The organism is Candidatus Methylospira mobilis (genome assembly GCF_009498235.1).
In the GTDB taxonomy this organism is placed as follows: Bacteria; Pseudomonadota; Gammaproteobacteria; order Methylococcales; family Methylococcaceae; genus Methylospira; species Methylospira mobilis.
The window spans coordinates 3,687,925-3,713,920 of the sequence record NZ_CP044205.1 but is presented as its reverse complement, the minus strand read 5'-3'; the positions used below and the strand labels follow the sequence as shown (position 1 = coordinate 3,713,920).

Annotated in this window: 24 protein-coding genes; 14 read left to right on the top strand and 10 right to left on the bottom strand. The window is 55.2% G+C overall.

The features are described from left to right. Window position 1: 1 nt before the first annotated feature. On the top strand, window positions 2-1,450 hold the full coding sequence (locus F6R98_RS16905) for an efflux transporter outer membrane subunit (RefSeq protein WP_153250061.1): 1,449 nt from the start codon (window positions 2-4) through the stop codon (window positions 1,448-1,450). Next, on the top strand, window positions 1,447-2,667 hold the full coding sequence (locus F6R98_RS16900; RefSeq protein WP_153250060.1) for an efflux RND transporter periplasmic adaptor subunit: 1,221 nt from the start codon (window positions 1,447-1,449) through the stop codon (window positions 2,665-2,667). The genes F6R98_RS16905 and F6R98_RS16900 overlap by 4 nt, the downstream gene beginning before the upstream one ends. 82 nt (window positions 2,668-2,749) lie before the next feature. Here F6R98_RS16900 and F6R98_RS16895 read toward each other — a convergent pair whose 3' ends face one another. Beyond that, complete coding sequence (locus F6R98_RS16895; RefSeq protein WP_153250059.1) at window positions 2,750-4,570, bottom strand: di-heme-cytochrome C peroxidase; 1,821 nt, start codon at window positions 4,568-4,570, stop codon at window positions 2,750-2,752. Window positions 4,571-4,914: 344 nt separating this feature from the next. On the opposite strand from F6R98_RS16895, the gene F6R98_RS22545 reads away from it, so the two are divergent. The 4 genes from F6R98_RS22545 to F6R98_RS16880 are packed head-to-tail and all read left to right on the top strand — an operon-like array spanning window position 4,915 to window position 5,926. Further along, window positions 4,915-5,049, top strand: coding sequence for a hypothetical protein (locus F6R98_RS22545; RefSeq protein WP_265588107.1), 135 nt, complete (start codon window positions 4,915-4,917; stop codon window positions 5,047-5,049). Further along, on the top strand, window positions 4,994-5,170 hold the full coding sequence (locus tag F6R98_RS22885; RefSeq protein ID WP_407079320.1) for a toxin-antitoxin system TumE family protein: 177 nt from the start codon (window positions 4,994-4,996) through the stop codon (window positions 5,168-5,170). Before F6R98_RS22545 ends, F6R98_RS22885 begins: the two co-directional genes overlap by 56 nt. Beyond that, window positions 5,167-5,526 (top strand): HVO_A0114 family putative DNA-binding protein, encoded by a 360-nt coding sequence (locus F6R98_RS16885; RefSeq protein WP_153250058.1) that lies wholly within the window; start codon window positions 5,167-5,169, stop codon window positions 5,524-5,526. The genes F6R98_RS22885 and F6R98_RS16885 overlap by 4 nt, the downstream gene beginning before the upstream one ends. 16 nt (window positions 5,527-5,542) lie before the next feature. Beyond that, window positions 5,543-5,926 (top strand): VOC family protein, encoded by a 384-nt coding sequence (locus F6R98_RS16880; RefSeq protein ID WP_153250057.1) that lies wholly within the window; start codon window positions 5,543-5,545, stop codon window positions 5,924-5,926. 369 nt (window positions 5,927-6,295) lie between these two features. Here the strand turns inward: F6R98_RS16880 and F6R98_RS16875 are convergent, their stop codons facing one another. The 4 genes from F6R98_RS16875 to F6R98_RS16860 form a co-directional block, all read right to left on the bottom strand. Next, a complete protein-coding gene (locus tag F6R98_RS16875) occupies window positions 6,296-7,663 on the bottom strand; it encodes a sensor histidine kinase (protein ID WP_153250056.1) in 1,368 nt (455 codons plus the stop codon). Further along, complete coding sequence (locus tag F6R98_RS16870) at window positions 7,660-8,331, bottom strand: response regulator transcription factor (RefSeq protein ID WP_153250055.1); 672 nt, start codon at window positions 8,329-8,331, stop codon at window positions 7,660-7,662. Before F6R98_RS16870 ends, F6R98_RS16875 begins: the two co-directional genes overlap by 4 nt. 63 nt (window positions 8,332-8,394) lie before the next feature. Continuing rightward, on the bottom strand, window positions 8,395-8,787 hold the full coding sequence (locus F6R98_RS16865) for a Spy/CpxP family protein refolding chaperone (RefSeq protein ID WP_153250054.1): 393 nt from the start codon (window positions 8,785-8,787) through the stop codon (window positions 8,395-8,397). An 11-nt stretch (window positions 8,788-8,798) separates the two neighbouring features. Beyond that, the gene (locus F6R98_RS16860) at window positions 8,799-9,227 is read right to left on the bottom strand and encodes a Spy/CpxP family protein refolding chaperone (protein ID WP_153250053.1); all 429 of its coding nucleotides are present in this window, start codon (window positions 9,225-9,227) and stop codon (window positions 8,799-8,801) included. A gap of 77 nt (window positions 9,228-9,304) precedes the next feature. Between F6R98_RS16860 and F6R98_RS22880 the strand changes: the two genes are divergently transcribed. After that, on the top strand, window positions 9,305-9,445 hold the full coding sequence (locus tag F6R98_RS22880) for a hypothetical protein (protein ID WP_407079254.1): 141 nt from the start codon (window positions 9,305-9,307) through the stop codon (window positions 9,443-9,445). 171 nt (window positions 9,446-9,616) lie between these two features. Here the strand turns inward: F6R98_RS22880 and F6R98_RS16850 are convergent, their stop codons facing one another. After that, window positions 9,617-10,555 (bottom strand): LysR family transcriptional regulator, encoded by a 939-nt coding sequence (locus F6R98_RS16850; protein ID WP_153250052.1) that lies wholly within the window; start codon window positions 10,553-10,555, stop codon window positions 9,617-9,619. Window positions 10,556-11,160: 605 nt separating this feature from the next. Between F6R98_RS16850 and F6R98_RS16845 the strand changes: the two genes are divergently transcribed. Together F6R98_RS16845 and F6R98_RS16840 are read left to right on the top strand one after the other, a co-directional pair. After that, a complete protein-coding gene (locus tag F6R98_RS16845; protein ID WP_153250051.1) occupies window positions 11,161-11,424 on the top strand; it encodes a DUF4242 domain-containing protein in 264 nt (87 codons plus the stop codon). 156 nt (window positions 11,425-11,580) lie between these two features. Beyond that, window positions 11,581-13,446: a PQQ-dependent dehydrogenase, methanol/ethanol family gene (locus tag F6R98_RS16840; protein ID WP_153250050.1), complete on the top strand. Its 1,866-nt coding sequence runs from the start codon at window positions 11,581-11,583 to the stop codon at window positions 13,444-13,446. An 82-nt stretch (window positions 13,447-13,528) separates the two neighbouring features. Here F6R98_RS16840 and F6R98_RS16835 read toward each other — a convergent pair whose 3' ends face one another. Next, on the bottom strand, window positions 13,529-14,527 hold the full coding sequence (locus F6R98_RS16835; protein WP_194269991.1) for a DUF4424 family protein: 999 nt from the start codon (window positions 14,525-14,527) through the stop codon (window positions 13,529-13,531). 394 nt (window positions 14,528-14,921) lie between these two features. Here F6R98_RS16835 and F6R98_RS16830 point away from each other — a divergent pair, with 394 nt between their 5' ends. The 3 genes from F6R98_RS16830 to F6R98_RS16820 all read left to right on the top strand — a co-directional run bounded on the left by F6R98_RS16830 (window position 14,922) and on the right by F6R98_RS16820 (window position 17,732). After that, the gene (locus F6R98_RS16830; protein ID WP_228124930.1) at window positions 14,922-15,836 is read left to right on the top strand and encodes a DUF58 domain-containing protein; all 915 of its coding nucleotides are present in this window, start codon (window positions 14,922-14,924) and stop codon (window positions 15,834-15,836) included. Window positions 15,837-15,848: 12 nt separating this feature from the next. Next, entirely contained in the window at window positions 15,849-16,325 is a 477-nt protein-coding gene (locus F6R98_RS16825) for a DUF4381 domain-containing protein (RefSeq protein WP_153250047.1), read from the top strand. 165 nt (window positions 16,326-16,490) lie between these two features. Then, window positions 16,491-17,732, top strand: a complete 1,242-nt coding sequence (locus F6R98_RS16820; RefSeq protein ID WP_153250046.1) for a PAS domain S-box protein — start codon at window positions 16,491-16,493, stop codon at window positions 17,730-17,732. Window positions 17,733-17,936: 204 nt separating this feature from the next. On the opposite strand, the gene F6R98_RS16815 is transcribed toward F6R98_RS16820, so the two are convergent. Genes F6R98_RS16815 through F6R98_RS16805 form a run of 3 tightly spaced genes read right to left on the bottom strand, consistent with a single transcriptional unit; the run spans window position 17,937 to window position 21,131 of the window. Next, entirely contained in the window at window positions 17,937-18,914 is a 978-nt protein-coding gene (locus F6R98_RS16815; RefSeq protein ID WP_153247651.1) for an ExeA family protein, read from the bottom strand. Beyond that, window positions 18,899-20,551 carry an IS481 family transposase gene (locus F6R98_RS16810; protein ID WP_228125217.1) on the bottom strand — a complete coding sequence of 551 codons (1,653 nt, stop codon included), beginning with the start codon at window positions 20,549-20,551 and terminating at the stop codon, window positions 18,899-18,901. The genes F6R98_RS16815 and F6R98_RS16810 overlap by 16 nt, the downstream gene beginning before the upstream one ends. 4 nt (window positions 20,552-20,555) lie before the next feature. Beyond that, on the bottom strand, window positions 20,556-21,131 hold the full coding sequence (locus tag F6R98_RS16805; RefSeq protein WP_153247653.1) for a recombinase family protein: 576 nt from the start codon (window positions 21,129-21,131) through the stop codon (window positions 20,556-20,558). A 390-nt stretch (window positions 21,132-21,521) separates the two neighbouring features. Here F6R98_RS16805 and F6R98_RS16800 point away from each other — a divergent pair, with 390 nt between their 5' ends. Next, window positions 21,522-24,869, top strand: a complete 3,348-nt coding sequence (locus F6R98_RS16800) for a hybrid sensor histidine kinase/response regulator (RefSeq protein WP_194269990.1) — start codon at window positions 21,522-21,524, stop codon at window positions 24,867-24,869. Continuing rightward, window positions 24,862-25,959, top strand: coding sequence for a response regulator (locus tag F6R98_RS16795; protein WP_228124929.1), 1,098 nt, complete (start codon window positions 24,862-24,864; stop codon window positions 25,957-25,959). The genes F6R98_RS16800 and F6R98_RS16795 overlap by 8 nt, the downstream gene beginning before the upstream one ends. Window positions 25,960-25,996: the final 37 nt, after the last annotated feature.

Below are 25,996 nucleotides of genomic sequence, written 5' to 3'. Positions count from 1 at the left end.
CATGTTAAAGCAAACCCTGTTTTGTCTATGTCTGGCCGTGTTGACGGGCTGCGCGCCGTTGACCGACGACCATGTCGCGGCCACGCGCATGGATGTGCCCGACCTGCAATCGATGACGGATGCCGAGGCCCGAATAAAAACCTGGCCGGATCAGCGCTGGTGGCGGCAATTTCGCAGTCCCGAGCTCAATCGTCTGGTTGACGCCGCACTGGGCAAGAATCCCGGCTTGCAGATTGCGCTGGCGCGCGTGAGCCAATCGGACGCCATGGTCGATACCCGTGCCGCGGATATGCTGCCGACGTTGAGCTCCCATGTACAAATGTTTCACGAGCGCTTTTCCGCCAACGATTTTTATGGCCCGATCAATGGCGGCAAGACCTTTACCGGCGCTTATATCGACCCGGCGGTGTTTAGCTATCACCTCGATCTGTGGGGCAAGGACAGAGCGGTGCTGGAGGCTGCCGTCGGTAAAAAACACGCAGCCGAAGCTGAACTGAGCATGGCGCGACTGCTACTGTCCGGCGCCGTGACCAAGACCTATTTCAGATTATGCTCGGTAGCGGAAGAGCTGGCTTTGACCGATGAATTGGCCGATCACAGAAAAGACAAGCTGCATTTGACGCAAGTGCGTTTCGATCTGGGGCTGGATACCAAAGACGCCGTCGATAAGAGCCGGTTTCTGCTGGAGGGCGTGCATCAGCAACGCATCGCCCTGGAAGCCGAGGCAACGCTATTGCGCGATACGCTGTCGGCGTTGGCCGGGGAAGGACCTGAGTGGGGGCGGCATATCGCCGTCTCCGAAATCGCGGATATCGCCTCCCTGGCGTTGCCCGAACATTTGTCGTTGGGATTGCTGAGCCATCGTCCCGATCTGGCGGCGGCGCTCTGGCTGATAGAGGCGGAGGCGCAAAATGTCAAAATCGCCAAAACCCGGTTTTACCCCGATGTCGATCTGGTCGGACTGGCCGGCTTGCGCAGTTTGAACCTGAAAGACCTGTCGTTGTCGCATGGCGCCAGCGTGGCGTATTCGATCGGACCGACCGTCAGTCTGCCGCTGTTCGAAGGCGGCAGACTGGAAGCCGAGTTGAGCAATCAGCAAGCCGCCTACGATATGGCCGTAGCCGCTTACAACAATACCTTGCTGGACGCGGTGCAACAAGTGGCCGATGCGGTAGCGCATAGCCATGAAACACAGGCGCTGGTCGTCAGTCAGGATGCCGCCATTCAGGCCAACGAGGCGCAAGCGCGCATACATCGGTTGCGTTCGCAAACGGGCCTCAATGCGCGCGACGGCGAAGTCGAAGCGCAGTTCAACGTGATCGAGCAATATATCAAACTCAGCAAGCTTAAAAACCGCCGTCTCGAAACGGCTGTAGAACTGATTACCGCGCTGGGCGGCGGCTATGAACAGCCGCTGCCACCGGCGGTTGCGTTGGGAGAAAGACAATGAACAGCGAGCCGCCTCTGGAAGCGGGGCAAACCTCGATCCGGCAAAAACATAGCGCGTCGGAGCGCAGACATCGGCATTTGCAGGCCAGGCGCAAGCGCCGGTTGTGGTGGGTGCTGTTGTTTGCGCTGTCGTCATTTTCCACTTATGCGGCATACTGGTATTTGTCGGTCAGTCATTTGGTGATGACCAACGATGCTTACGTGGTCGGCAATATTGCGCCGTTGAAGGCCCAGACCAACGGAACCGTGGCCGAAGTGACGGTGGAAAATACTCAATACGTGCAACAGGGCGACGTGCTGGTGCGTCTGGACGATCTGCAGACCCAGGTGGCGCTTGAACAGAGCAAGGCGAAGCTGGCGGAGACCGTGCGCCAGGTCGAAACCTTGTTCTCACAGGTCGAGCGTTTGCGACAAATGCTGGCAGCGCAGAGAGCGGTGCAGGAGCGCGTCGCCAGAGATCTGAAGCGTTATCGCGGCGCGGCAGGGGAAGGCGCGGTGTCGCATCAGCAGATTGAAGACACCGAATTTCAGCTCAGGGAGATGGAAGCCGGAACGCTGAAACTAACGGCGGAATTGAATGGCGCGATCGCCCTGGTGCAGGGAACGCGCGTTCAGGATCATCCCGCGGTGCTGCAGGCCGCCGGCCGGTTGAAGCAGGCTTATCTGGATCAGGTGCGGCAAACGATCAAAGCGCCGATTTCGGGCTTCGTCGCCAGGCGCACGCTGCAGCCGGGCGATCAGGTGCATCCCGATGTGCCGCTGATGGCGATTATTCCGCTGGATTATCTATGGGTGGAAGCGAACTTTCTGGAGAACGAGCTGCCGCGGGTACGGCCCGGTCAGCCGGTCAATATCCGTGTCGATTTGTACGGAAACGAAGTGACTTATCACGGCCGGGTGGAAGGCTTGACCGCGGGAACGGGCAGCGTATTCGGCCTGTTGCCGCCCAATAATGCAACCGGCAACTATATCCATATCCGCGAAAGGGTGCCGGTGCGCATCGCTTTACCGGCGGAAGAATTGAAGGCGCATCCGCTGCGTCCCGGTTTGTCGGTGGTGGCGCGCATCGATACGCGTCATGCGGAAGCCCCGGTATTGCAAACTTTGGCGAAAGTCCCGATCAACGGCTATGTTACCGAAATTTACCGGCGTCAACTGGACGGGGCCGATGCAATGATAGAACAGATCATACGGCAAAACCGCTGGTCCCGGTCTTAGTTCCCGGCTTGATTTCCCTCAACCAGCAACCCATGCGACGCAATCCCGCGCCGCATGGGGTCTTTCCCTTTGAAGCTGACGATTACAAGGTTTTCAAGTACTCGATCAATGCGGAACGCTGTTCCGGTGTTAAGCGTGGACCGATAACGCCGGTCTTGCCTTTTTCGTCGCTGTACTCGTGACCGCCATTGGCGTTGCCCGGCAGACGGGTGTCGAGTTCGAACGCGCCGGGGAATTTGTCGGAACGATAGCCGACGCGCACCGGATCGAACTCCTGATTGCCGAGATAAATCGTTTTCGGACGTTCGGCGACAGGCGACAGCAGCGCATACAGATCCGGCACGGAACCGTTATGCAAGTACGGCGCGGTCGCCCAGATGCCGGTGAGCGGGCGGGCGGAATACTGCATCGCCGGCAGCAGGCAGTTGGGACGGTTGCCGTTCATCTCCTCCCGCTTTTCCGGTGGAGTGCTGTTCTTGTCGTACCAGTAATCGACGGTTTCCTGCACCACTGCGCCCAGCGCCAGACCATACGCCACGGCAGCTCCATCCTTAACCTTTACTTCCTCGCAGGTATCGCCGGCATACACGGTGGTGTTCAAACCGATCCCTGTGGTATCGATCTTTCTCTCGGCCAGCGCTTTCGCCTGCATCGGATCGGTGCCGATTTTATCGGCGGGGGAGTTATGCAGCACCAGATAGCGCTGATCCACCGACTGGTCAATCTTCTTCCAGTGTTTGTCGTTCCAGAACTCATCGCTGTCCGGCGCCGGTAAATGGCAACCCTTGCAATGGCTATCGTACAGCTCTCTGCCTTGAGCGGCTTTGGCGACATCGATACGGCCGAGTATCTGTTCGGGCCAGCTTGGCGATTGCAGGCCGTTAAATTTATGATTTGTTGACGGTTCGGGCGCTCCCGCCAGCAACTGTTCCATGTCGGCAATTTCCTGAATTTTTGTCGTCGACGCAAAACGGGTTTCTTTCGGGCCGATCAGGTTCACGGCTGCCGCCACGCCCAGCGATTCTCCGGCGTTACGTATCATCGGCTGCATGATGGAACCGTCGTATTGCACCCAGTCGTACCACGAAGAATGCCAGATGTGCGGAAAATTCACCGGGGCATTGGTCGGATGATAATTTTTGGCGTTGAAGTTCATGCCGATGGAAAAGACCTGGTTGCCGATGCGGCTCAAGGCGTCCAGACGGGCGAAGCCCTCCTTGACGCTTTGCTTTTCGACGCCTTTTTGCAGGTTGACCACCTTCTGCAGCTTGTCCCATGCCGCATTGAAGCTGGTTTTGAGCTTTTCCTTGTTGGCGTCGTTATAGTCCGCTCCCAGCACGCGCCTGGCGAAACGGTCGAAGCGGAACGGAACATATTTGGTATACAGCATCGACACGCCCAGCGCTTCGACCATCGTGGTAATGTCGTTGATTGCCGGCGCGCCGTCGACGCGGATTTCGGTGCCTTTGTAGTTCATATGGCCGGTATGGCAGGCCGCGCAGGTAAAGCCGATCGCGTGAAAGCGCTGACCGCTGACCGGATCCTGGTAGTCCTTGTCCTGTGCAAAACCGACCGGCAGGCCGTCCGGATTCGAGCCGGGCTCGGCCTTGCCCGCAATAAAGCCGAAACGCAGCAGATAATCGTTGGCGGTAAACATCCCCGGATTACCGAAGACCTTGATCTCGGGCTGTTCCAGCGCTATCAACCATTCGTAGGGCAGCGGCAGGGTCGCTGTCCCCTGGCTGGTGTAATGGAACCATTGGCTTTGTTCCGGCGTCCAGTTTTGTTCCAGCCACACTGATTTTTCGGTCAGCTGCAGCGGTGGAACCTCGGGCGCGCAGGCGGAGAGTAAGCCGGTAACAGCCAGTGTTGCAATCAGCCTGCGCTTTTTGTCATTTAACATCTGTTTCCTCATCTCGATTTGCGCCGGAATGGAAGCCGTCCGGCATTCGGCCTGAATCAGGGATTAGGCCATGTCGTAAACGACGGTAACTTTTCCGGGAACGGCCTGCCGTTCGCAGTATATCGTTTAAAGCTTTATACCGGATACTGTCAAACTTGACAGAGAGCGGGTGGTTGGAACTATAGTTCGGGGTCCATGGCTATGTTACCGAAATTTATCGGCTCCAATTGGACTGAGGCCGCTGAATGTTATCCGGCAGCAATGAAGTGATGCCCTTATTGACAACACTATAAAATAGCGGCATTGTCGTCGGCATGAAGGCGAATTTGATTTATCGGCACCGTATGGATTTTGATGATGGAGCGATACTGGAAATCGTTGCCTGGCTGTTGCCCATGCCGGTTGCCGGATGTACCCACCATTTTGTATCGGCTTTTCTATGGATACCCCGAATCGAGGATAATCTGCTACGACAATGAGCGGCCCAAGGGCGATCACCGGCATAGCGATAATATCGAGGAGCTTTGCCTTTTCGAAAGCCCTGAAAAGTTGATCGACGATTTTCTCCGGGAAGTTGAATCAAGAAGGACAAAACGATGAGAATTGCAACAATACATATCCGCAAGGCGAATGATGTCCTGGAGGCGGCGCGTAGTGGTTTTCTTTCTGCGTGGAATACCGGAGAGTACACGGAGGAACATTTCGGCTTCGCATCCCCTGCGGCGCTGTTCCGTGTCCTCACGCCCAGGCGCTGGGATTTGATCGAGTGCCTGCAAAAATCCGGTCCGTTGAGCGGGCGCGCCTTGGCGCGCGCTTTAGGGCGCGATATCAGGCGCGTTCATGACGATGTGAAAGTGGTGGTGCAATATGGCTTGGTAGAGAAAGTCGACAACGGAAAGCTCCATGTGCCGTTCAACGAAGTTCACGCCGATTTTGTAATGAAATCGGCTGCTTGAGATCGGGATTAATACGATGGCTAAAGTAACCCGCATGCATCACTCATCCGTACTGGTCGACGATCTGGCGCGTTCGCGTTTTTTCTATGAAGAACTGCTCGGCTTGATCGTCTGTCCGCATCGTCCGCAGCTAAAGTACGACGGCATATGGTACGATCTGGGCGAGCAGCAGATACACCTGCTGGTGTTGCCGTCCCCCGAAACCGGACTGGAGCGTCCCGAACACGGCGGGCGCGACCGTCATGTCGCGTTGCTGGTCGACGACCTTGACGGCATGGCCGCGCGATTGACTGAGAACGGCGTATCTTTTACGCGCAGCCATTCGGGTCGCAAGGCGCTGTTTTGCCGTGATCCTGATGGTAATGCCATTGAGCTGATAGACCAGAGCATAGCGGTTTAGACTTTTCGTAACTATTCAGCCTCCAGATTTTCCGTTCGTCCTGAGCCTGTCGGAGGATGAACGGAAAATCCTTTGGTATTGATAGTTTATCCGTTCATGGTTCGACGCGCTCTCCAGCCGCATTCGCGGCGCTACGCCCACCAACGGATAAACTGAAGCGCATTGGAGCTTCTAACTAGGGTACTGAATAGTTACGACTTTTCCTTGATTTATATCTCTATGGCGCGGTTGACGCTGGTCTGAACCTGCTGCTCGCCGGATTCAATGACCGACCGGCGGCACAGCGCGCCATAATGGCAGGGCTCAGGGCGAACGAAAAATAGGGACACCGAATAGCTACTACGATGACAACGTATTGCCACTTGTTTGTCAGGAACTCATAGGCAAGCGTACCCGTACCCGAGTGCCGCTGTGAGTTTCGCTGCTGATATCCAGCGATCCGCCATGCACTTCGGCAATGCGCCGGCATAGAAATAATCCCAATCCGTAGCCGCCGGTTTCCCGGCGCCGGGCCGGATCGACGCGGTAGAACGGTTCGGCGACATGAGGCAGATGCTCAGCGGGGATGCCCGGACCGTAATCGCGAACCGTGAACTCGATGATCCCCGGCCCTGTTTGTTTTGTCCGGTTGTTCCTTTCTGTTTCCGCCGCTTGCAAACCGATTCGCAATTCCGGCGCCGCCGCATCCGATGGCGTGTGCCGTAACGCGTTTTCCAGCAGATTTTTCAGCAGCAGCCTGATGCGCATGGCGTCCACTTCGGCGATGATCGGCTCGGCAGGCAGGTAGAGCTTAGGCGCACGATTCCCCCGCAGCTTTTCCATCACCTCCCTGGCCAGCTCGCCCAAATCGGTGTTCTGCTTATGCAACGCCTGATGACGTGAAGCCAGGCGTTCGGTTTCCAGCAGTTCCTCGACCAGTGTTTCCAGGTCGTTGAGCTCCCGTTCGATTTCGCTGCGCTGGGCCTCGTCGTCCAGCAGGCCGGTTGCGACCTTGGCGCGGGTCAACGGCGAACGCAGCTCGTGACTGATGGCAAGCAGAAGCTGCCGTTTTGAATCGAGCATCTGTTGCACATCCGCCGCCATGCCGTTAATGCTGGCTGCCAGATCGCCCAGTTCGTCGCAACGGGAGACCGTAATACGATGATCGAATTCGCCGCGTCCTATCCGCTCCACGCCGCTTTTGATGGTTTGTATCGGCGCAAACAGACGACGCGTGGCGTGATACAGCAGCAAAAGAATCGCGAGCAATACCAGTAGCGGAGCAAACACATCCCACTCGCTGCGTTGACGCGGAATAGAGTAGGCGTACGTATAATTACCATTGCGGCTTAGCAGAAATTCGCGGTCTTTCAGCTTGCCGAATGCAAACGCCCTCCCGCCCTGTTCTACCCGGCGGAAGACCTCAGTGCCGGCAAGATCGACCGCTTGCCCGTCGGAAGACCAGCTGCCGTCAGGGCCGTCGATCTGGATAGTAATCAGCAGGCGGCGGCTTAATTCGACGATACGCGAGTAATTCTGAGGCGTGCCGATATCGGCCTGTACGTATTCAAGATATTGCAACAGGTGCGGACGAATATTGGATTCGAAATGATTTTTTAATCCCCGGCCTATCGTCCAGCCCACCAATAGCAGGAACAAGAGTCCCATGGCGGCAAAAATCAGGATCAGCCGGCCGGAGAGCGAATAGATGAAGCGGCGTTGACCGCAAGGACGATGCGTTCGGCAGTTAAAGTTCACTCGGACTTACCCAGAAAGCAATAACCGTTGCTGCGCACCGTCCTGATAAAATCGCCAGGGCGTAGTTTTTGCCGCAAACGGCTGACCAGTATATCCACGGAACGGGAAAAAATCTCCGTCTCTATGCCTTTGAGCTGGTTGAGTATCTCGTCGCGGCTGAAAGTCTTGCCGGGCCGGGTTGCCAATAGTGTCAACAGGCGGTATTCCATGGAGGTAAGAGACAGGTTTTCGCCGGAAAGCGCGGCGCTTTGCAGTTCGGTATCGATGGTCAATGCGCCGAATTTCAATACATTGCCGCCGCCGTTTCGAGCGCTGCGCTTTAGTATGCGCTGTATGCGAGCCACCAGCTCGCGCGGCTCGAAAGGTTTGGGCAGATAGTCGTCGGCTCCCAGCTCCAGACCAACAACCCGGTCCATCACTTCGCCGCGGGCCGTCAGCATGATGATCGGAACGTCGCTGTTTACGCGGATATCCCGGCAAACCTCAAAGCCGTCTTTTTCCGGGAGCATGACATCGAGAATGACCAGGTCGTACCCGCCGGAACTCAGTCTCGCCAACCCTACGCTGGGCCGTAGCGCGAAATCGAGCATCAAACCGTGCTTGGTGAAATAGCGGCCGAGCAGCTCCGCCAGACGCTCGTCATCGTCGATGAGGAGAATGGATGGCATGGATTGCTCGGCTCCGTTAGAGTTAAGAGTGGGTTATCAACCCCACGGGCGGGTTATTTACGCTCAGCGACCGCAACAACCATGATCCATGCGCTTCGCGATCACATTGCGTAACCGGCCGCGCTGCTCGGCGTTCAGGTGATCGTAAAAGTCTCCGAATGTATCCAGCAATTGCGGTAAGCTTTCGTTGATCAGCGCCGTCTGGATATGAGCGATGCGAAGCGCTTCGTTGCGGTCGAAGCGTTCCCCTCCCACAACCTTGAATAAATCCTGACGCTGACCGGCCCAGCTTTGGCGGGTGCTTTCGCGCAACTGTTTCAAGCCTTCAAACACAGTGCGCAATCGACCTTTCTGGCTATCGTCGAGTTTCAGTTTACTGGATAAGCGCCGCACGATCCAGCCGTCGCAGCAGCCTTGATGAACAAAATGGCGGGTGAAAAAAGATCGAATTCCCATGATGATAGTCCTCAGTTAGCCGTTAAATGATTATGGTCCATATGCGCCACTATGCGCTCGCGCAAGCTTTTTTGCTGTGCAGGGGTAAGCTGGTCGTAGAAATCGCCGAAGAGGGCGATCACTTGAGAAACATTGGATTCGGTCGAGTGCAGATGCGCCAGCACCAACTGTTCCGCACGTCCCCGGTCCAGGGTGGGATGCGTCAGCAGTTCGGCTATTTCCAGTTTAGCGGCTTCACGCTGAGGCTTCGCGCTTTCGCGCAAGGCAATCAGTTTTTCCTTCAGCGTCTCAAGTTTCGTCTTCTGAGCATCGTTCAGATCGAGATTGTGCCCGATACGATCAACGACTTGCTCCGCGCTCGGATAGTGTGTTCCGCACGCCGTCAAAGCGGCCGCAAGTGCAATGGCTCCAACTTTTAGAAATGCGCGTTTTTTTATCATGCCTGTCTCCTTCAGTAGTTAAGGCGGAGTCAGTCTATGACCTGGGGCGCTGCGTTTCTTCTCAAGCCGGTAACAAAATGTTTCTGAATGTAACAGTGAAGAGTGAAAAGCATCGAGCCTGGACCGATGGCAAAATGGCGCCTGGCGGCAACGACTCCAGTTTAAAGAGCTGGAAAGGTGGGCGCTGGGAAATCGGCGGTGGCGTTACCTGGGGTTGATACAGTTGTGTACCCTGTTTTGAACCTGGTGTATTACGGTTCCGGCAACCCCTCAACCAGGAATCCGGGGCAGCGCCCCGGCAACACCACGGAGCGCCGGATAATGAAAGTATAGACATCAAACGCGATCAATACGATGACAACGTATTGCCGCAGGATGCGTCTAACCTGTTACGCCGTCTTGCAAACGCCCTCGTCGATGTCGCGGCTGACGGCCAGAATTTGCTCTCGCAGCCAGACATGCGCCGCGTCAACGTCTCGGAGCGGGTGCCAGGCCATGATCAGGTCGAACGGAGGCAGGCCAAACGGCACCTCTACCAGCTTAAGCGGCGAGGATTTGACGCAGGCCTCGGCAATGCGGCGCGGCAAGGATAACAGCAAATCCGTTGCCGCCACGGTGTACGGCGCTGAAAGAAAGTTGGGTATGACGACCGGAGTGTGCCGTTCCAGCCCTTTCTTGCTCAGCCATCGCCCCATGATATGGGCATTCACATCGCACGAGGTAATCAGTAACTGGCTGGTTTCCAGGTAATCTTCCAGCGTGATCTCATCCGCGATGGCGGATTCATCGCGTCTTGCCAAGCAAACCACGGTATCGTCGAACAGCCTGGCCCATTTCAAATGAGCGGGCAGCTTCAACAACACCTGAAAACCCAGAATCAAATCGATTTCCTGGTTTTGCAATCGCGCCTCCAGGCTGTCCATATCGCAGCGAATGACCTGGATTTGCACGCGCGGAGCTAACCGCCGCACGCGCTCAATGAGGCGCGGCAACACCATGAACTCGACGTAATCCGACCCGGCGAGGATGAAACGCTCATGACTGATGGCGGGATCGAAACGGGCGGATGCGCTGAATACCTGCTCGACGTTGCGCAGCAGCGCACGAATCGGGCCTATCAACGTCAGCGCCCGCTCAGTCGGTTTCATTCCTCCGGGCGTTCTGATAAGAAGCGGATCTTCGAGTTGTTGACGAAGACGCTGCAAAATTTGGCTCATCGCCGATTGCGTCACAAACATCTTTTCCGCCGCGCGCGACACATTGAGCTCGCTCATAAGCAGGTCGAAAGCCATGAGCATGGTGAAGTCGAGATGTCTTAAGTTCAGCATGGTCGTATCCTGCGGTTATCGGATTTTAATGAAACCCCGAACAAAGCATTTCCTTATCATGTTTCGACATGCCCGCCTCGAACGGAAATTTCTTGCCGTTCGTTCCAGGCTTGCAGAACGCGGGTAGGTCAACCCTTCTGTGGCAAACGCTGAATAATTTAAAGCTGGTCGAGAACCGGTTATTAAAATCAATGGCTTACTATGGTAGTTCGCGCCTAAAAACGATTTAATCAGCGTTTCCTTTTTTGGGCGTATTAGAAAATATCATCATTTTCCAGTTACAGTTATTATTTTTTCTAATACCGCCATAAATTAATTTAATCAGAAAACACCGCATTTTGTCCGGTAACTTATGTCAGACTATCGGTGTGGAGGATGTATAGGAGTTTAAATGTATGAACCCATGGTCGCTATTTATTTTTTAAATATAGCATTATAGATGCAGTCTTTTCCTCTTCATTCAATATGATAATCAAGGTTCGCATAACAATATGATTAATAAATTAAAAATTGAAGTAGATCACGGGTTGATGAAATAGTTGTCCAATTTTATTTTCCATATTTTAACAGAAAACAACTTGCAGATAGTAGTCAGGAGAGCAGTTATGCCTATTTATGCCGTACAGCGTCAACTACCTGGAATTACCATGACAGAATTGGCCGGAGCGCAGAAAGCCGCGATCGACACGAGCGCGCATCTAACGCGAGAAGGTTTCCCGGTTAAATATATACGCAGCAATTATTATCCGTCCGATGCCCGCTGCACCTGCCTGTTCGAATCGCCGGATGCGGAATCGGTCAGGCGCGTCAACGAAGAGGCATTATTGCCTTTCGAGAAAATCGAGGAGGTTTTCGATCTTAATCCGTGATGTTCATGCCGGCCGGAGGCCGTATCGGCGCAGCAACAATCGGAAGGCGGATCGGTTATGAAGCGGTTCGCTTCGAGGGATAACGCCGTGCGTTCTCAATAATCTTCAGGCTTAAAACCGAACATATTCCATAACTATGGGACTATGGAGCATATCATGAAACACATTTTCAAAGGTTGGCAACTTGCAATTTCGATTGCAATTTTATCGGCAGCGCCGGGGGTCTCCCAGGCGAATGCCGAAGTAGATGGCCTGAGCAAGGACTCAGCGAACTGGGTGACATGGGGCGGCAACTATGCAGGCACCCGTTACAGCGCGCTGGAGCAAATCAATAGCCATAACGTCAAAAATCTCAAGGCGGACTGGACTTTTTCCACCGGCGCATTACGCGGTCACGAAGGCGGTCCGTTGGTGCTTAACGGTATTATTTATGTCCATACTCCCTACCCGCACAAGGTTTACGCGCTGGATCAAGCCACGCAGAGCGTAATCTGGGAGTACGTTTATACACCCGACAAGGATGTAGATCCGACCCAGGTCATTTCCGTTTACTGCTGCGACGTGGTTAACCGCGGTCTTGCATATGGAGAGGGGAAAATTTTCCTGGCGCAGGGCGACGCCACGCTGGTCGCGCTCGACGCCAAAAGCGGCAAAGTCGTCTGGAAGGCCAAAGTTGCCGATCCCAAAACCGGGGCCACCAGCACCAATGCGCCGCTGGTGGTGAAGGATAAAGTTATTACCGGCATGTCGGGCGGCGAATTCGGGGTGCGCGGCTTTCTTGCGGCCTACAACATCAAGGACGGCAGTCTGGCCTGGAAAAAATACAGCATGGGCCCTGACCAGGATGTCGGTTTGAATCCGGAAAAGACACTGACCTGGACCGACGGCAAGATGGCGCCGGTCGGCAAGGATTCCAGCCTGAAATCCTGGAAAGGCGATCAATGGAAAATCGGCGGCGGCGCAACCTGGGGCTGGTATAGCTACGATCCGGCGCTTAACCTGATTTATTACGGCTCAGGCAATCCATCGACATGGAATCCGGTACAACGCCCCGGCGACAATAAATGGTCGATGGCGATCTGGGCGCGCGACGCCGATAGCGGTGAGGCCAAGTGGGTTTACCAGATGACGCCGCACGACGAATGGGATTACGACGGCGTCAACGAAATGGCGTTGCTCGACCTGCCGATGAAGGACAGGAACGGCAAGGATCATGACAGGTTGCTGGTTCACTTCGATCGAAACGGCTTTGGCTATACTCTCGACCGCGCAACAGGCGAACTGCTGGTTGCCGAGAAATTCGACAAGGCTACCAACTGGGCCACCCATATCGATTATTACACCGGCCGGCCGCAGGTAGCCAAAGAGTTTTCGCCCGAGGCGCACGGCGAAGAGTTCAACACCAAGGGTATCTGTCCTACGGTGCTGGGCGCAAAGAATCAGCAGCCGATCGCGTTCTCTCCGAAAACCAAACTGGTTTACATTCCAGGCAACCATGTGTGTATGAACTTCGAGCCGTTCGAAGTGGAATACAGCTCCGGTCAGCCCTATGTAGGTTCTACCGTGACCATGTTCCCGGCGGGCGTAGATGCTGTAACCGGCATCAAGAACAACTCAACCAACCTTGGCGTATTTACCGCTTGGGATCCAACCACAGGTAAAATCGTCTGGTCCAAGGATGAACCGTTCTCCATATGGGCCGGCGCTTTGGCGACCGCGGGCGATATCGTGTTCTACGGCACTCTGGAGGGCTACCTCAAGGCAGTGGACGCACGCTCCGGCAACGAGCTTTACCGGTTTAAAACGCCGTCAGGCATTATCGGCAATGTCAATACATGGACTTATAAAGGCAAGCAGTATGTTGGGGTTCTGTCAGGTCTTGGCGGCTGGGCCGGTATCGGCATGGCTGCCGGTCTGGAAGGCGAAAGCGAAGGTCTGGGAGCGGTAGGCGCTTACAGGAGCATCAGCAACTTTACCAGGCTGGGCGGTGTTTTGACCGTATTTTCACTGCCCGACAATTAAATAACCTTCGCGTATATCAGCAAAGTTCCGGTCAGGCCAGCGATCGGGACTTTGTTCCGTCAAACGCAGCAAGCTTCCTGTTTCACTGGTTCTGCGCGGTCACCGTGTAGAAATAAATCACCAGCTTATCCTGAGGCATAAAGCTGGAATGAGAAAACTCGACCAGCGTAGGGTTGATTTTTTTTGGTTTCCCCGGAAAACACAGCGAAACCAGTTGATCGGGCGATTCTTTCTCGATTTGCAGCGTGAAATCGTTAATCGGCCCCTTCCAGTTGCGGCCCGTTCCCAGCACATACTCGATATCGTTAAGCGTCACCCAGACCGAGACCGCACCTTTTTTCACCAACGACTTGATGCGTTTTGTCAAGGCTTTGCGCGTTCCTTCGTCCAGGCAGGCCTCATTCGGGTCTTTTCCCCACGGGGTGATTATTTTGCGGGGGTCTTCCGTGACTTTCCCGTTAAAAACCTGATAAGGCGCATTGAAGACCACGCCTGCGAATGGCTGGTATTCGTGTTCGATCTCGATTTCCTTCTGAGCAGGAAACGCTTGCTCCCAAAAGGCGGTGGCAGCCACCGACCATGGCGGGGGCGGGGTATTGGCGCCGGCAAGTTCGGCGATTAGATCCAGCTGTTTCCGGGTAAGGCTGCATCCGTCGATGGTGCAGTCGCCGAATGTTTCGAATATCTGTGCATCCGAAAGCCCCAATTCCCGTAGCCGATTGGTAACATCCTGCTCGCCTATCAATGCTTTTCGATTCAGTTGCGTCGACACAGTACGTCCGTCGACGCGAAGCTGAAATGACTTCAGCGGCCCAACATTGGCTTCGAGGGCGCTTATGCCGGGGTTCCAAACATAAGCCGGCATAGGAAACGCGACCGTGGTCTGGATTTCCCGGTTTACCTCATTAATGAAGCGATAACGAACGCGCACCGCTTTGGTCGAGATCATCAGCGTTTCCTGAAGCATGCGGATATTGTCGTTCTTCAGCAGGGTAATGCCGCCTGCGCCCACTCTGGCCGTGGAGTCGTTCGCCCGTGCGGCAAATCCGGTTGCAAGCAATGGGATGGTAATGAGTAACATGAAAAATCGGCGATGCATTTGACCTCCAGCGTAGCGGTGGAAAACCGGGTTTTTGCGGTAAGTCTCCCTGGTGCGCGGCATGCGAAAATCCGCGATCCTATCCTGATTCAATGCGGGCGGAGCCTGATCGGTGTCCGTAGCGTGTCGCCGATCATGGCAATTATGCTACCATAATTGTCATGATCGGCCATTGGAGCGCGCCGATAATTTATCGGCGAAGCGTGTCCGGCTTTCCGATGTTTTCAAAGCGACGGTAGAGCGCCGTTTTTAAGGTTGAGCGAAGTCAATAAGGCTGAGCGAAGTCAATATTGCGGGCGGGATAAATACTGCTTTCGGCATCGATGACTTTACGGCTCGATCCGGTTAATACGCTATGATCTTTGAGTTCGTAACCATGGAAAATGAAGTTGCCGCTGTTTCCCTGCCTACCTTGATCGGATTGAGTCGCAATGTGGCGCGCCTGCGCTTTTCTCATCACGGACGGCATGCCGTTCAGGGCGGCGCTTATCTGTCCGCATTCAAGGGGCGCGGCATGGAGTTCGCCGAAACGCGCCCTTATACTGCCGGGGACGATATCCGCAATCTCGACTGGCGGGTGACCGCGCGCACCGGGAAAACCCATACCAAGCTGTTCCAGGAGGAGCGCGAGCGGCCGGTTTTCATCGCGGTCGATGCGCGCCGCTCCATGTTCTTCGCTACCCGCGGCTGTTTTAAATCGGTGCTGGCGTCACAGATGGCGGCTTTGATCGCCTGGAGCGTGATGCAGCATGGTGATCGTATCGGCGGACAGATTTTTTCAGAAAGGTCGAGCCTGGAGTTGAAGCCCGAGCACGGCAGGCGCGCGGTACTGCATTTTCTGCGCAAACTGACCGAGCTTCAGCCTGCCGCCGATGACTCGTCGGAGGAGCGTGGCTTGCCGGAAGCGTTGACCCGTCTGCATCGCCATGTGCGTCCCGGCAGCCTGGTTTTTTTGCTGAGCGATTTTCGCGGCTATTCCCGGGCTTGCGAAACCGCTTTGCTACGCTTGCGCCGTCATAGCGATGTTGTGTTGCTTAAACTTTACGACCCACTGGAGTCTACCTTACCCGATCAAGGGCGTTATGATTTCAGTTTCGGGCGGAGGCGTTTTTCCCTGCATGCGACGCAACGCGCGGCAGACGCCTATACGAGGCGTTTTCAGGAAAACGTGGAAATGCTTTCCGCACTTTCGCGCAGCCGGCATATGCGCTTCGGCACCTGCAGTACCCAGCAGGACCCGTTGCCGGTGTTGATGCAGATTGCCGGCGTGTCGTCTCAATCCTTTCGTTAGCAGGTTTTCTCCATGCCGCAAGACGACCTGCCTCTACGCGATATTCATTTGCCGCCACCTCCCGGTTTCTGGCCGCCTGCGCCGGGGTGGTGGATAGTGCTGGCATTGATTCTGGTTATGGCGTTGTTGTCGTTTTGGCTATGGCGGCGGCGACGCAGGTTAGTACCCCGGAAGGCGGCATTGAAGTCCCTGGATGTATTGCAAGGCAGCGACCTTACGCAAAAACAGCAGTTGCAGGAACTGGCGATACTGATGCGCCGGGCGTGCCTGACCGCTTATCCGCGCGCGACGGTTGCCGGTCTGACCGGCGTGGCCTGGCTGGATTTCATGGATAAACAATACGGCAGTACACATTTCAACACAGCAATCGGGCGTTTGCTGGTGGAAGCCGCTTACCGTCCCGACGAGCCGGGCGAACTGGATGCGCTTTTCGCATTGTGCCGGGTCTGGCTGCAGAAGATGCCAGCGCCGGTAAAAAAACGGGTGTAGCGTGTTGGGCCCGCACATGGAAGAAGCTTGTGCGATGCGTTTTCGCCTGGATACAGTTGTACACATCAGATTCAGTCCGGCGCGATTTGGGAGTCGTAGCCCGGGGTATGCTAAAATACAAATTCGCCATTCTGTATATTATTCCCCTCCTTCTTTCGTACCCGGATGCGGACAGTTAATTGCTACGACACCTTCAGGCGTAAAGTTGCCGTTTATCTGGCTGACGTCCAACATCATATGTCTTTCGGACAGCGCGTATTCGCCGCAGTCGTCCTGTCCTTCGCCATGGCCGAAACCATCGTTTCGGCCATGGGGCTGTTGCTTATCGGCCGGATTACCCCTGATTACCTGATTACCGGGGGCGTCGCGTCGATTATCGTGGCGACCCTGATTGTGGCCGGGGTGCTGCAGTTGGAGAAAAAAACACACCGTTTCAGCGCTGAGATGAAGAAAAGCGAGCAGCGGCTCAATTTTGCGCTTGGGGTCGCAAAAATGGGTGTTTGGGAGTTGGATCTCAACTCGCGCAGAGCGTATTTGTCGCCCGATATCTATCGAATTCTGGGTATTGCCTGCATCTCGACTGATTTGGCCGATTTCAAACGGCTGATCCATGATCAGGATGCCGGACTGGTGTTTACGGCTTTAGACAAGGCGCTGGCGGAACAGACGCCTTATGTTGCCGAATACCGGGTTTGTTTGCCTGACGGACGTACTTGCTGGATCGAGGATCGCGGGGAATTCCAGCTTGACGAGGCTACCGGAAAACCGCTACGGGTGATCGGCACGCTTTGGGACATCACCGCGCGTAAACTGGCCGAAGAAGAACTGCGTCTGGCTGCTCTGGTCTATCAAAACAGCAATGAAGCGATGACCGTTACCGATACCGATAATCGCATTATTGCAATTAATCCCGCTTTTTCAGAAATGACCGGGTATTCCGCAGAAGAGGTCATAGGCCGGACCCCCAAAATATTGAGCTCGGGGGGACAGGATAGCGAGTTTTTTCGGGCGATGTGGCGCAGTCTTAACGCCACAGGAAAATGGCAGGGTGAAATATGGAACCGGCGCAAGAACGGTGAAAAGTACGTCGAATGGCTGACTATCAACACCATTTATGCAGAAGATGGCTCGGTACACCGCAGGGTCGCGTTATTTTCCGACATTACCAAAAGGAAAGAAGCCGATACGCTGATCTGGACTCAAGCCAATTACGATCTTCTTACCGGTTTGCCCAACCGCCGCTTGTTCATTGATCGCCTGGAGCAGGAGATCAAAAAAGCGCAACGCGATAACGCCGGAATCGCGCTGTTGTTTATTGCGCTCGATAAATTCAAGGAGGTTAACTGTAACGACCCGCAATCGAAAACACATGAACCCGCAATCAGCGCATCGGCAAACCCAGATTAAGTGAGAATGAAAATAGCGCTCGACCCACATTATTTGAGAATGAGCCCGCAATCAACCGCACCGACCTGCAATCAACCGCGACCAACCCACATTATTTGAGAATGACCGCTGCACCCAAAAACGGCAGGCGGCGCTCAAATTCCTCCCTGACGCCAGTCAAGAAAACGAGGGTTTTTTTAACATCATTCGGCGTGCGATTATCCATCATATTGGCAGCCCTGCCTTCAACATCTTTTCACGCAACTCACTCGTGCGTACTGGATCGAGTGTCTGGGTGAACAGCGCCCTGATTTCTGCCGGCTTGACGTCGAACTGCTCCGCCAGATCCTTGATACGGTAGCCGTTGCGCGTCAGTGTCGCTTCAATATCGTCTGAATGACGCGTCAATACGGTATTGACGATCTCAACGGAGACAGGCCTTTCGCCGGTTTGGTAACCTGCAGTCAAGGCTTGAGTCAGGTAGTCCTCTATCTGTAACGGCGTGCGCAACTTGCTGGACAGTAGGTAGATCGCGTCTTCAGATAGGATGGACTCCGCTTCTACCTGGCCTTCAGTGCACGTTTCAAGCAGCCAATAGATATATTCGCGCTGGCTGCCGGTGATGCCGTCCAGGGAGAAGAGTGTGGTGCGGTGACCAATTTCCTCCATCGTGGGCCGACGTAGATCGTTCCTCAGTTTGGGGTGGCCGGCGAGTACCACCGACAGTCGACCGCCGCCACCGCCACTCCGCGCAAGCTCAATCAGGCGTTTCAAGCTGGTCAAAGTGTAGGTGTTCAGGTCGTGTGCTTCATCAATGAACAGGGCGACGGGGCGTTTTCGTTTTTTTATCAGTTCGTGCAACTGCCTGTCACGGGTCTCGATGTCGGTCGGCACACGCATTTGTTTATCGCCAGACAGGTCGTAGAACAGCGCCGTAACCAGGGTCGATAGTTTGATGGCGCGCTTGTCGATGGCAAAGGACTGCGACACGATGACGTGCTTTTCCTCTTCCAGCGCCTGCCGAATACGCTCCAGCATGACGGTCTTGCCGATGCCGATCACGCCGGACAAAGCCACCAGCCGACCATCGAGGATAGCGCCGCGAATATCGCTCATTAACTGCTGGTTATGACTGGTTTCGTAGTAGCCTGCCTGATTCAATGGCACCGTCAGGCCGTAATGTTTCATCACGTCAACCCGCATGGTTTGTCTCCCTTTTTCTTGTTGCGTCGAAAGTAATCGCGCACGCGCTCCAGCACGATACGGCGCACGAGCGTTTCGCTCAGCACCTGGTCGATAAATGACCGATCTTCTGGTGGTAGCTTCGCCAACGGTTGCGCGAGATCGTCAGCGATGGCGAGTTTGGCCGCAATGACGCTGGGAAAGTGATACTCATGTGCTTCGGCATTAAAAGGCTGTTTCGGTATCGGCGCTGCCGCAGCTGCCGTCGGCGGTGAAAGTCTCACATCGTTGCCAGACAGTGCGGCGATAGGCAGACCCAGCTGATCGGCCAGGGCGCGGATATGATCGGCGCGTTCATCTGCTTTGCCCCGTTTGAAGCTGCGGTACCGGTGTAGCGGGATCGGGCCGGACACGGGATGATAAGGGCCGAAGCGTTCACCTTTGAACTCGACATACAGCTCGTCGTCGAACAAGCCCCACAGTAACACCACACGCTCGCCCGCCATGTCTGGCTCTACTTCATACTCGGTGCCGCCAACGCTGAGGCGGGCGTCGATGCCGACCTTGCGCCGTTCCGGCTCGCGGGCGAAACGGCAGAACTGTTCCCAGGCGCACATCTCGCGCACGCCTTCCGACGGCAGATTCTTCAGCCAGTCGTCCATCAGCGTGTGGGGTTCGGAGCGATGCCGGCGCGCATTATGGATATGGATCAGATGACGCAACAGCCACTCGTTGGCCTGCCGCTCGGTTTCCGGCTTGTGGAAGTGATACAGCGTCTCATAGGCTTCCTTGAGGGTGCGAAAGGCGCGCTCAACTTTGCCTTTTGATCGAGCCGTGGTACGCCTGCCGTCTTTCCCTGCCGGCATATGCGTTTGCCACTCAATGCCCAGTGCCAGCATGACGTTCTGGAATACCCGGCTCTTGGCGACCGGGCCATTGTCTAAATAAATCATTTTTGGCATCCCTTGAAAGGGAAACGCCGCATCGGCTTTCGGCGCCATTGCGTTGAACAGGAAGCGCAAAGCGGATTCTGCATCCTCACCATAGACGCAGCGGTATTCCTGATAGTTCACGCCGCTACGGTCATCCACCACGCTAAACAGCATGAGCGTCGGCTGGCCCTTCGAAGGATCAACCCATTCAGGCTTGTCGATATGCTTGAGATCGGAAGGCGACATATCGAACTGCCAACAATCGTTGCTGCATTCGGCCTGGAAACGCACGGCGGCAGGCTCGCGCGTCAGGCGTGGCTGATCCAGATGCCACAAGGACAGGTACCGGTTTACAGTCGTGCGTGTCAGTAGTCCTTTGGGTGCTCGCACCAAACCCAATGCGGTCTCAACGCCGTAGTCCTCTAACAGCCCAATAGCACGCCGGGTGGACAGATGCCGACCGTTCTTATTCGTCGTGCGCAATTTAAGTGCGGCAACCAACTCGCAGTAGCGCTCCAGTTCAGACGCTTGCAGTATGCGCGGCTTACCGTGGTCGGCACGGTGCGCTGCGTGTGGTCTGTTGAATTCGGTTAATGCCCGGTAGACCGTCGCAATCGAAACACCGTACAGTGTGGCGACAGCAGCGATTTGATTCGCGCGCTCGGAACTCTTGCGGGGTAAACGATCAAGCCGCTGCCGCAATTGCAGCAGGGAATCAATGGGTATTTGCTTATGCCGCGTGAATGGCGTCGGCATCGGCTTCCGCCAAATAGCTATACAGCGTTGGTTTTGAGATGCCCATCATCCGGCAGAGCTCATCAATACTGTGCTGGCGTTCATGGTAAAGGCGAATGGCGAGTTGCCGCTTATTGGAATCCAGCGCCTTAGGACGTCCGCCGGTTCGTCCTCTCGCCCTGGCGGCTGACAGTCCTGCCTGGGTGCGTTCGCGGATCAGGTTGCGCTCGAATTCAGCCAGCGCGCCAAACAGATGAAACACCAGTTTACCGCCGCTACTGCCGGTGTCGATATTTTCCTGCAGGCTTTTGAGTGCAACCCCGCGCTTCTCAAGCTTCTCGACCAAGGCAATCAGGTCTTTGAGGGAGCGCCCCAGCCGATCCAACCGCCAGACCACCAGCGTGTCGCCGTCACGCAGCACATCCAGAGCGGTCAGCAGACCGGGGCGCTCCGCCTTGGCCCCACTTTCCTTGTCTTCATACTGTTTGGAACAGCCGGCCTGCGTGAGCGCGTCGTGCTGCAGGTCAAGGTTCTGATCATCAGTAGAAATCCTGGCATAACCAATAAGCATTACACTACTCATGCGTCGGTGATGGAAAAAAGGGCGGGGCGGCATGGCTGAGTTGTAAATAAACTCGTGTGAAGGAAGTATAAATTAAAGTTGTATTCCTTACCGAATTTATTTACTGGTTTTGGGCTGTTTTACGATGATCTGTATGGTTGCCGGAAACAGTAAGGAAAACCCTCGTTTTCTTGACTGGCGTCAGGGAGGAATTTGAGCGCCGCCTGCCGTTTTTGGGTGCAGCGGTCATTCTCAAATAATGTGGGTTGGTCGCGGTTGATTGCAGGTCGGTGCGGTTGATTGCGGGCTCATTCTCAAATAATGTGGGTCGAGCGCTATTTTCATTCTCACTTAATCTGGGTTTGCCGATGCGCTGATTGCGGGTTCATGTGTTTTCGATTGCGGGTCGTTACACTTAAGGATGGGCGCGCCGGTGAAACCGATCAGGCGCTTTGGCAGGCGCAACTGACAGCGAATCAAGCCTGGCTCAACGCGCGCGCGCAGGATGCGCCGATGAATTTTCGTCATCTCCATGATCTGGTCGAAGCGGAACGATGGGTTTTAAGGAACGACTTGTGGACTGCCCAACAGGCTTTTGAACAAGCGGTCCGCCGCGCTCAGGCCCACCATCGTCCCTGGCATCATGCCCTGGCCACCGAGCGCGCCGGTCTGTTTTACATGCGTCATGGACTCGAAAACGCCGGCCGCCCGCTACTTGCCGCAGCGCGCGGCTTGTATCAGAAATGGGGCGCCGAAGGTAAAGCGCGGCGGATGGAAACGGAACATCCATTTCTGCGCGGTGCTTCGAAACCGGGCGTAGGGTCCGCCCACAGGGGATACGACAGCAGCGATTTCGAAGCGGTGCTGCGCGCTTCGCAAGCGCTGGCTTCAGAAACCTCTCAACCTCGATTGATTGCGCGCGTAGTCGAACTGCTGGGACAGTTGACCGGCGCCACCGGCGCCTTGCTGCTGTTGCTGGACGAAGCGGGCCATTGGTTTCTGGAGGGGGGAATGCAACGCGGTGCGCCGCTGGGAAGGAGCGGGCTTGAGGAAGCCGTAGCGAAGGGAGACGTAGCTTCGAGCGTGTTGCGCTTCGGCTTGAATACCGGAGAAGCCTTTGTGTCGGAGGATGCGGTGATTGACGCCCGCTTTACTCACGACCCTTACTTTGCTTCGGTCCCGTGTTGTTCCGTGCTGGCGTTGCCGATTCTGGTGCGCGAGCGGATTGGGGCCTTTATCATCCTGGAAAACCGGTTGTTGCGGGCGGCCTTTACCGTCGACCGTCTTGAAACAGTGACCATGCTGGGAAGGCAGTTGGCAATCTCCATCGAGAACGCGGTGCTTTATCAGTCTCTGGAGCGGAAGGTCGCCGAACGGACCGAATCCCTGGCGTCAGCCAACCGTAATCTGGTTGAGCAGGAAGCCCTGGTGCGCGCGGCCATGCATGAGGCCGAGAAGGCCAATCGCGTCAAGAGTGATTTTCTGGCCAACATGAGTCATGAAATCCGTACGCCGATGAACGCCATCATCGGTCTGTCCCATCTGGCTTTGAAGACGGAGTTGACGCCGCGCCAGCTTGATTATTTGAAAAAAATACAGCAATCCGGCCAGCATTTGCTCGGTATTATCAATGATATACTCGATCTGTCCAAAATCGAGGCCGGCAAGCTGGAGGTCGAGGCTGTTCCGTTGGATATGCATCATATATTGGACAACGTCGCCAATCTGATAGCCGAAAAAGCCGGTGAGAAAGGCTTGGAGCTGATATTCGACGTAGCGCCGGACGTGCCGGTGCATTTGGTCGGTGATCCGTTACGGATCGGCCAGATTCTGATCAATTACGCCAATAACGCGGTGAAATTCACACAAAAAGGTGAGATTCGCATTACTGTCGTCAAACTGGAAGACGACGAGAGCCAGGTGTTTTTGCGTTTCGAGGTTAAAGATACCGGCATAGGCGTAACGCCGGAGCAAATAGAGCGATTGTTCCAAAGTTTCCAGCAGGCCGATACCTCCACCAGCCGAAAATTCGGCGGCACCGGTTTGGGGCTGGTAATCAGTAAAAATCTGGCGGAACTGATGGGTGGAGCCGTCGGGCTAGACAGTATTCCAGGTCGTGGTTCGACCTTTTGGTTCACTGCGCGCCTGGGCAAGGATGCAACGCCCGCATGCCTCTATCTACCTCAACCGGATTTACGCCATCGGCGCATGCTGGTCGTCGATGATAACGATGCCGCGCGAACCGTGCTGAGCGGAATACTGGAAAATATGGGGTTCTATGTAGAAGCGGTGTCTTCCGGCGAAGCCGCCATAACCTCCATACGGAAAGCCATCGTGTTGCGTTATCCGTTCGAAATCGCTTTTCTCGATTGGCAAATGCCGGAGATGGACGGTTTGGAAGTCGCCCGGGCTTTGCAGACGCTGCATCTCGATCCGATGCCGAATTTGGTGATCGTGACCGCTTACGGGCGCGAAGAGGTGCTCAAAGGGGCGAAAGATGCAGGAATCGAGAACATACTGATCAAACCGCTCAACGGCAGTATCGTCTACGATACGGTCATGGATATTCTGGGCGAAGAAGGTTGTGAGAGAAGCAAAGAAGGCGCTGGAACGGATTCGGCGCTGGAAACGCAACTGGCGCGGATTGCCGGTGCACGCATCCTGCTGGTGGAAGATAACGAACTTAACCAGCAAGTCGCATCGGAATTATTGACCGATGCCGGGTTCAGCGTGGAAATCGCCGAAAACGGCCGGGAAGCCGTTGATAAAGCGCAAAGCCGGACGCCGCAGTACGATCTGGTGCTGATGGATGTGCAGATGCCGGTTATGGATGGCGTAACGGCAACGCGATTATTGCGCGCCCAACCCGAATTCGCGGAATTGCCTATTTTGGCGATGACCGCCAACGTCATGCAGAGCGATCGCGAGAGATGCGTAGAGGCCGGTATGAGCGCGCATTTGGCCAAGCCGATCGAGCCTGATGAGCTATGGGCCGCATTGTTGAAGTGGATCAGGCCGCGCGAAGGCTTGGGGATGGCGGCGCAGCCGCATAAAACGGCTGACGCCGGTTCGGCGCACGGTCCGGGTACGGATACTCAGGCAACAGACGAGCGCCTGCCCCGGAATATCGACGGGCTGGATGTCGAGCTGGGTTTGCGCCGAGTGCTGGGCAAGAAAGCCTCTTACCTCTCGATGTTGCGCAAATTTATCAAGGGGCAGGGCGATTTCACCGCACAGTTCGAACAAGCTGCCGCGAACGCAGACGCCGAAACGGCGGAACGTCTTGCGCATACGCTGAAAGGCGTGGCGGGAAATATTGGCGCAACAGGCGTGCAATTGTTGGCGGCTGAACTGGAACGCGCCGTACATAAAAGCCGTAATGCCGGGTCATCCCTGACGGCGGGAGACGTGGCGGCGCCATTCGCCGCAGTCGCGGCATCCATGAGCGATTTACTGTCCGCATTAACAGCGCAGCTTCCGGAAAACGCACCGCCCGTTAATGCCGAACCGATAGTCGACAGGGTTCAGCTGCGCGAGGTATGTCAACGTCTGCATGCCTTGCTGGCAGAAGACGATGCGGAAGCCGCCGACCTGTTCGCCGATTATGCCGGTTGGTTAAATACGGCATTCGGCGACATGGCCGGGGAAATAGCAGCCGGCATAGCCGCTTTTGACTTGGAGCTTGCCTTGACAACTTTGCGGCAGGCCATGCAGCAATCCGGTTTGGATGGAGAAAGTGATGAATGAAATGTCTCTCGAAGATAAAAAACCGTTGATCTTGGTGGTGGACGATACGCCTGACAATCTGGCGTTGATCAGCGGTTTACTCAAGGATCGCTATCGGGTGAAAGTCGCCAATAACGGGGAACGCGGTTTGAAAATAGCGCAATCCGATACGCCCGACCTGATACTGCTGGATGTCATGATGGCGAACGTGGATGGTTACGAGGTTTGCCGGCGACTGAAGGCCGATGCGCGGACGGCAGATATCCCGATAGTGTTTTTAACGGCAAAAAGCGAAGAGAAAGACGAGGAAAAAGGTCTGTTGCTGGGGGCGGTCGATTACATTACCAAACCGATCAATCCGCCGATAGTCATGGCGAGAATCAACAACTATATAACGCTTAAGGCCGCAGAAAATCTGCTGAAAAACCAGAATCATTTTCTGGAAAGCGAAGTTGCCAAACGTACATTCGAAGTCCAGGCGATTCAATCCGTCACAGTAGCAGCGCTGGCTTCCCTGGCGGAAACGCGTGATAACGATACTGGCAATCATATCCTTCGTACCCAGCATTACGTGAAGTTGCTGGCGAGCCGTCTTCAACGGCATCCGCGTTTTTCAGTCGAGCTTACCGATAACAATATCGAATTGTTGTTCAAATCGGCGCCGCTGCACGACATAGGCAAAGTGGGTATTCCCGATCATATTTTGCTTAAAGCCGGTCTGCTGACCGATGGCGAGTTTGCCGTTATGAAAACGCATGCCCAATTGGGGTACGATGCGTTGGCTCACGCGGAACAACAGATCGGAATTGTAGTGCCTTTCTTGCAGTTCGCCAAGGAAATCGCCCTCAGTCATCATGAGAAATGGGATGGAACGGGTTATCCGCAAGGCTTGGTCGCGGACGCTATTCCCGTGTCGGCGCGTCTGATGGCTTTGGCGGATGTGTACGATGCGCTGATCAGCAAGCGCGTCTACAAGGTGGGTATGTCGCACGGCTTCGCCGTCAGTGTGATGGTTGACGGACGCGGAAAGCATTTCGACCCCGATGTAGTTGATGCGTTCATGGCGCTGCAGGAAGAGTTCGATGCCATCGCTTTACGCTATAAAGATTAGCGCCGCCTGAAAAGTTTTCCATGAGTTAATGGGCGCG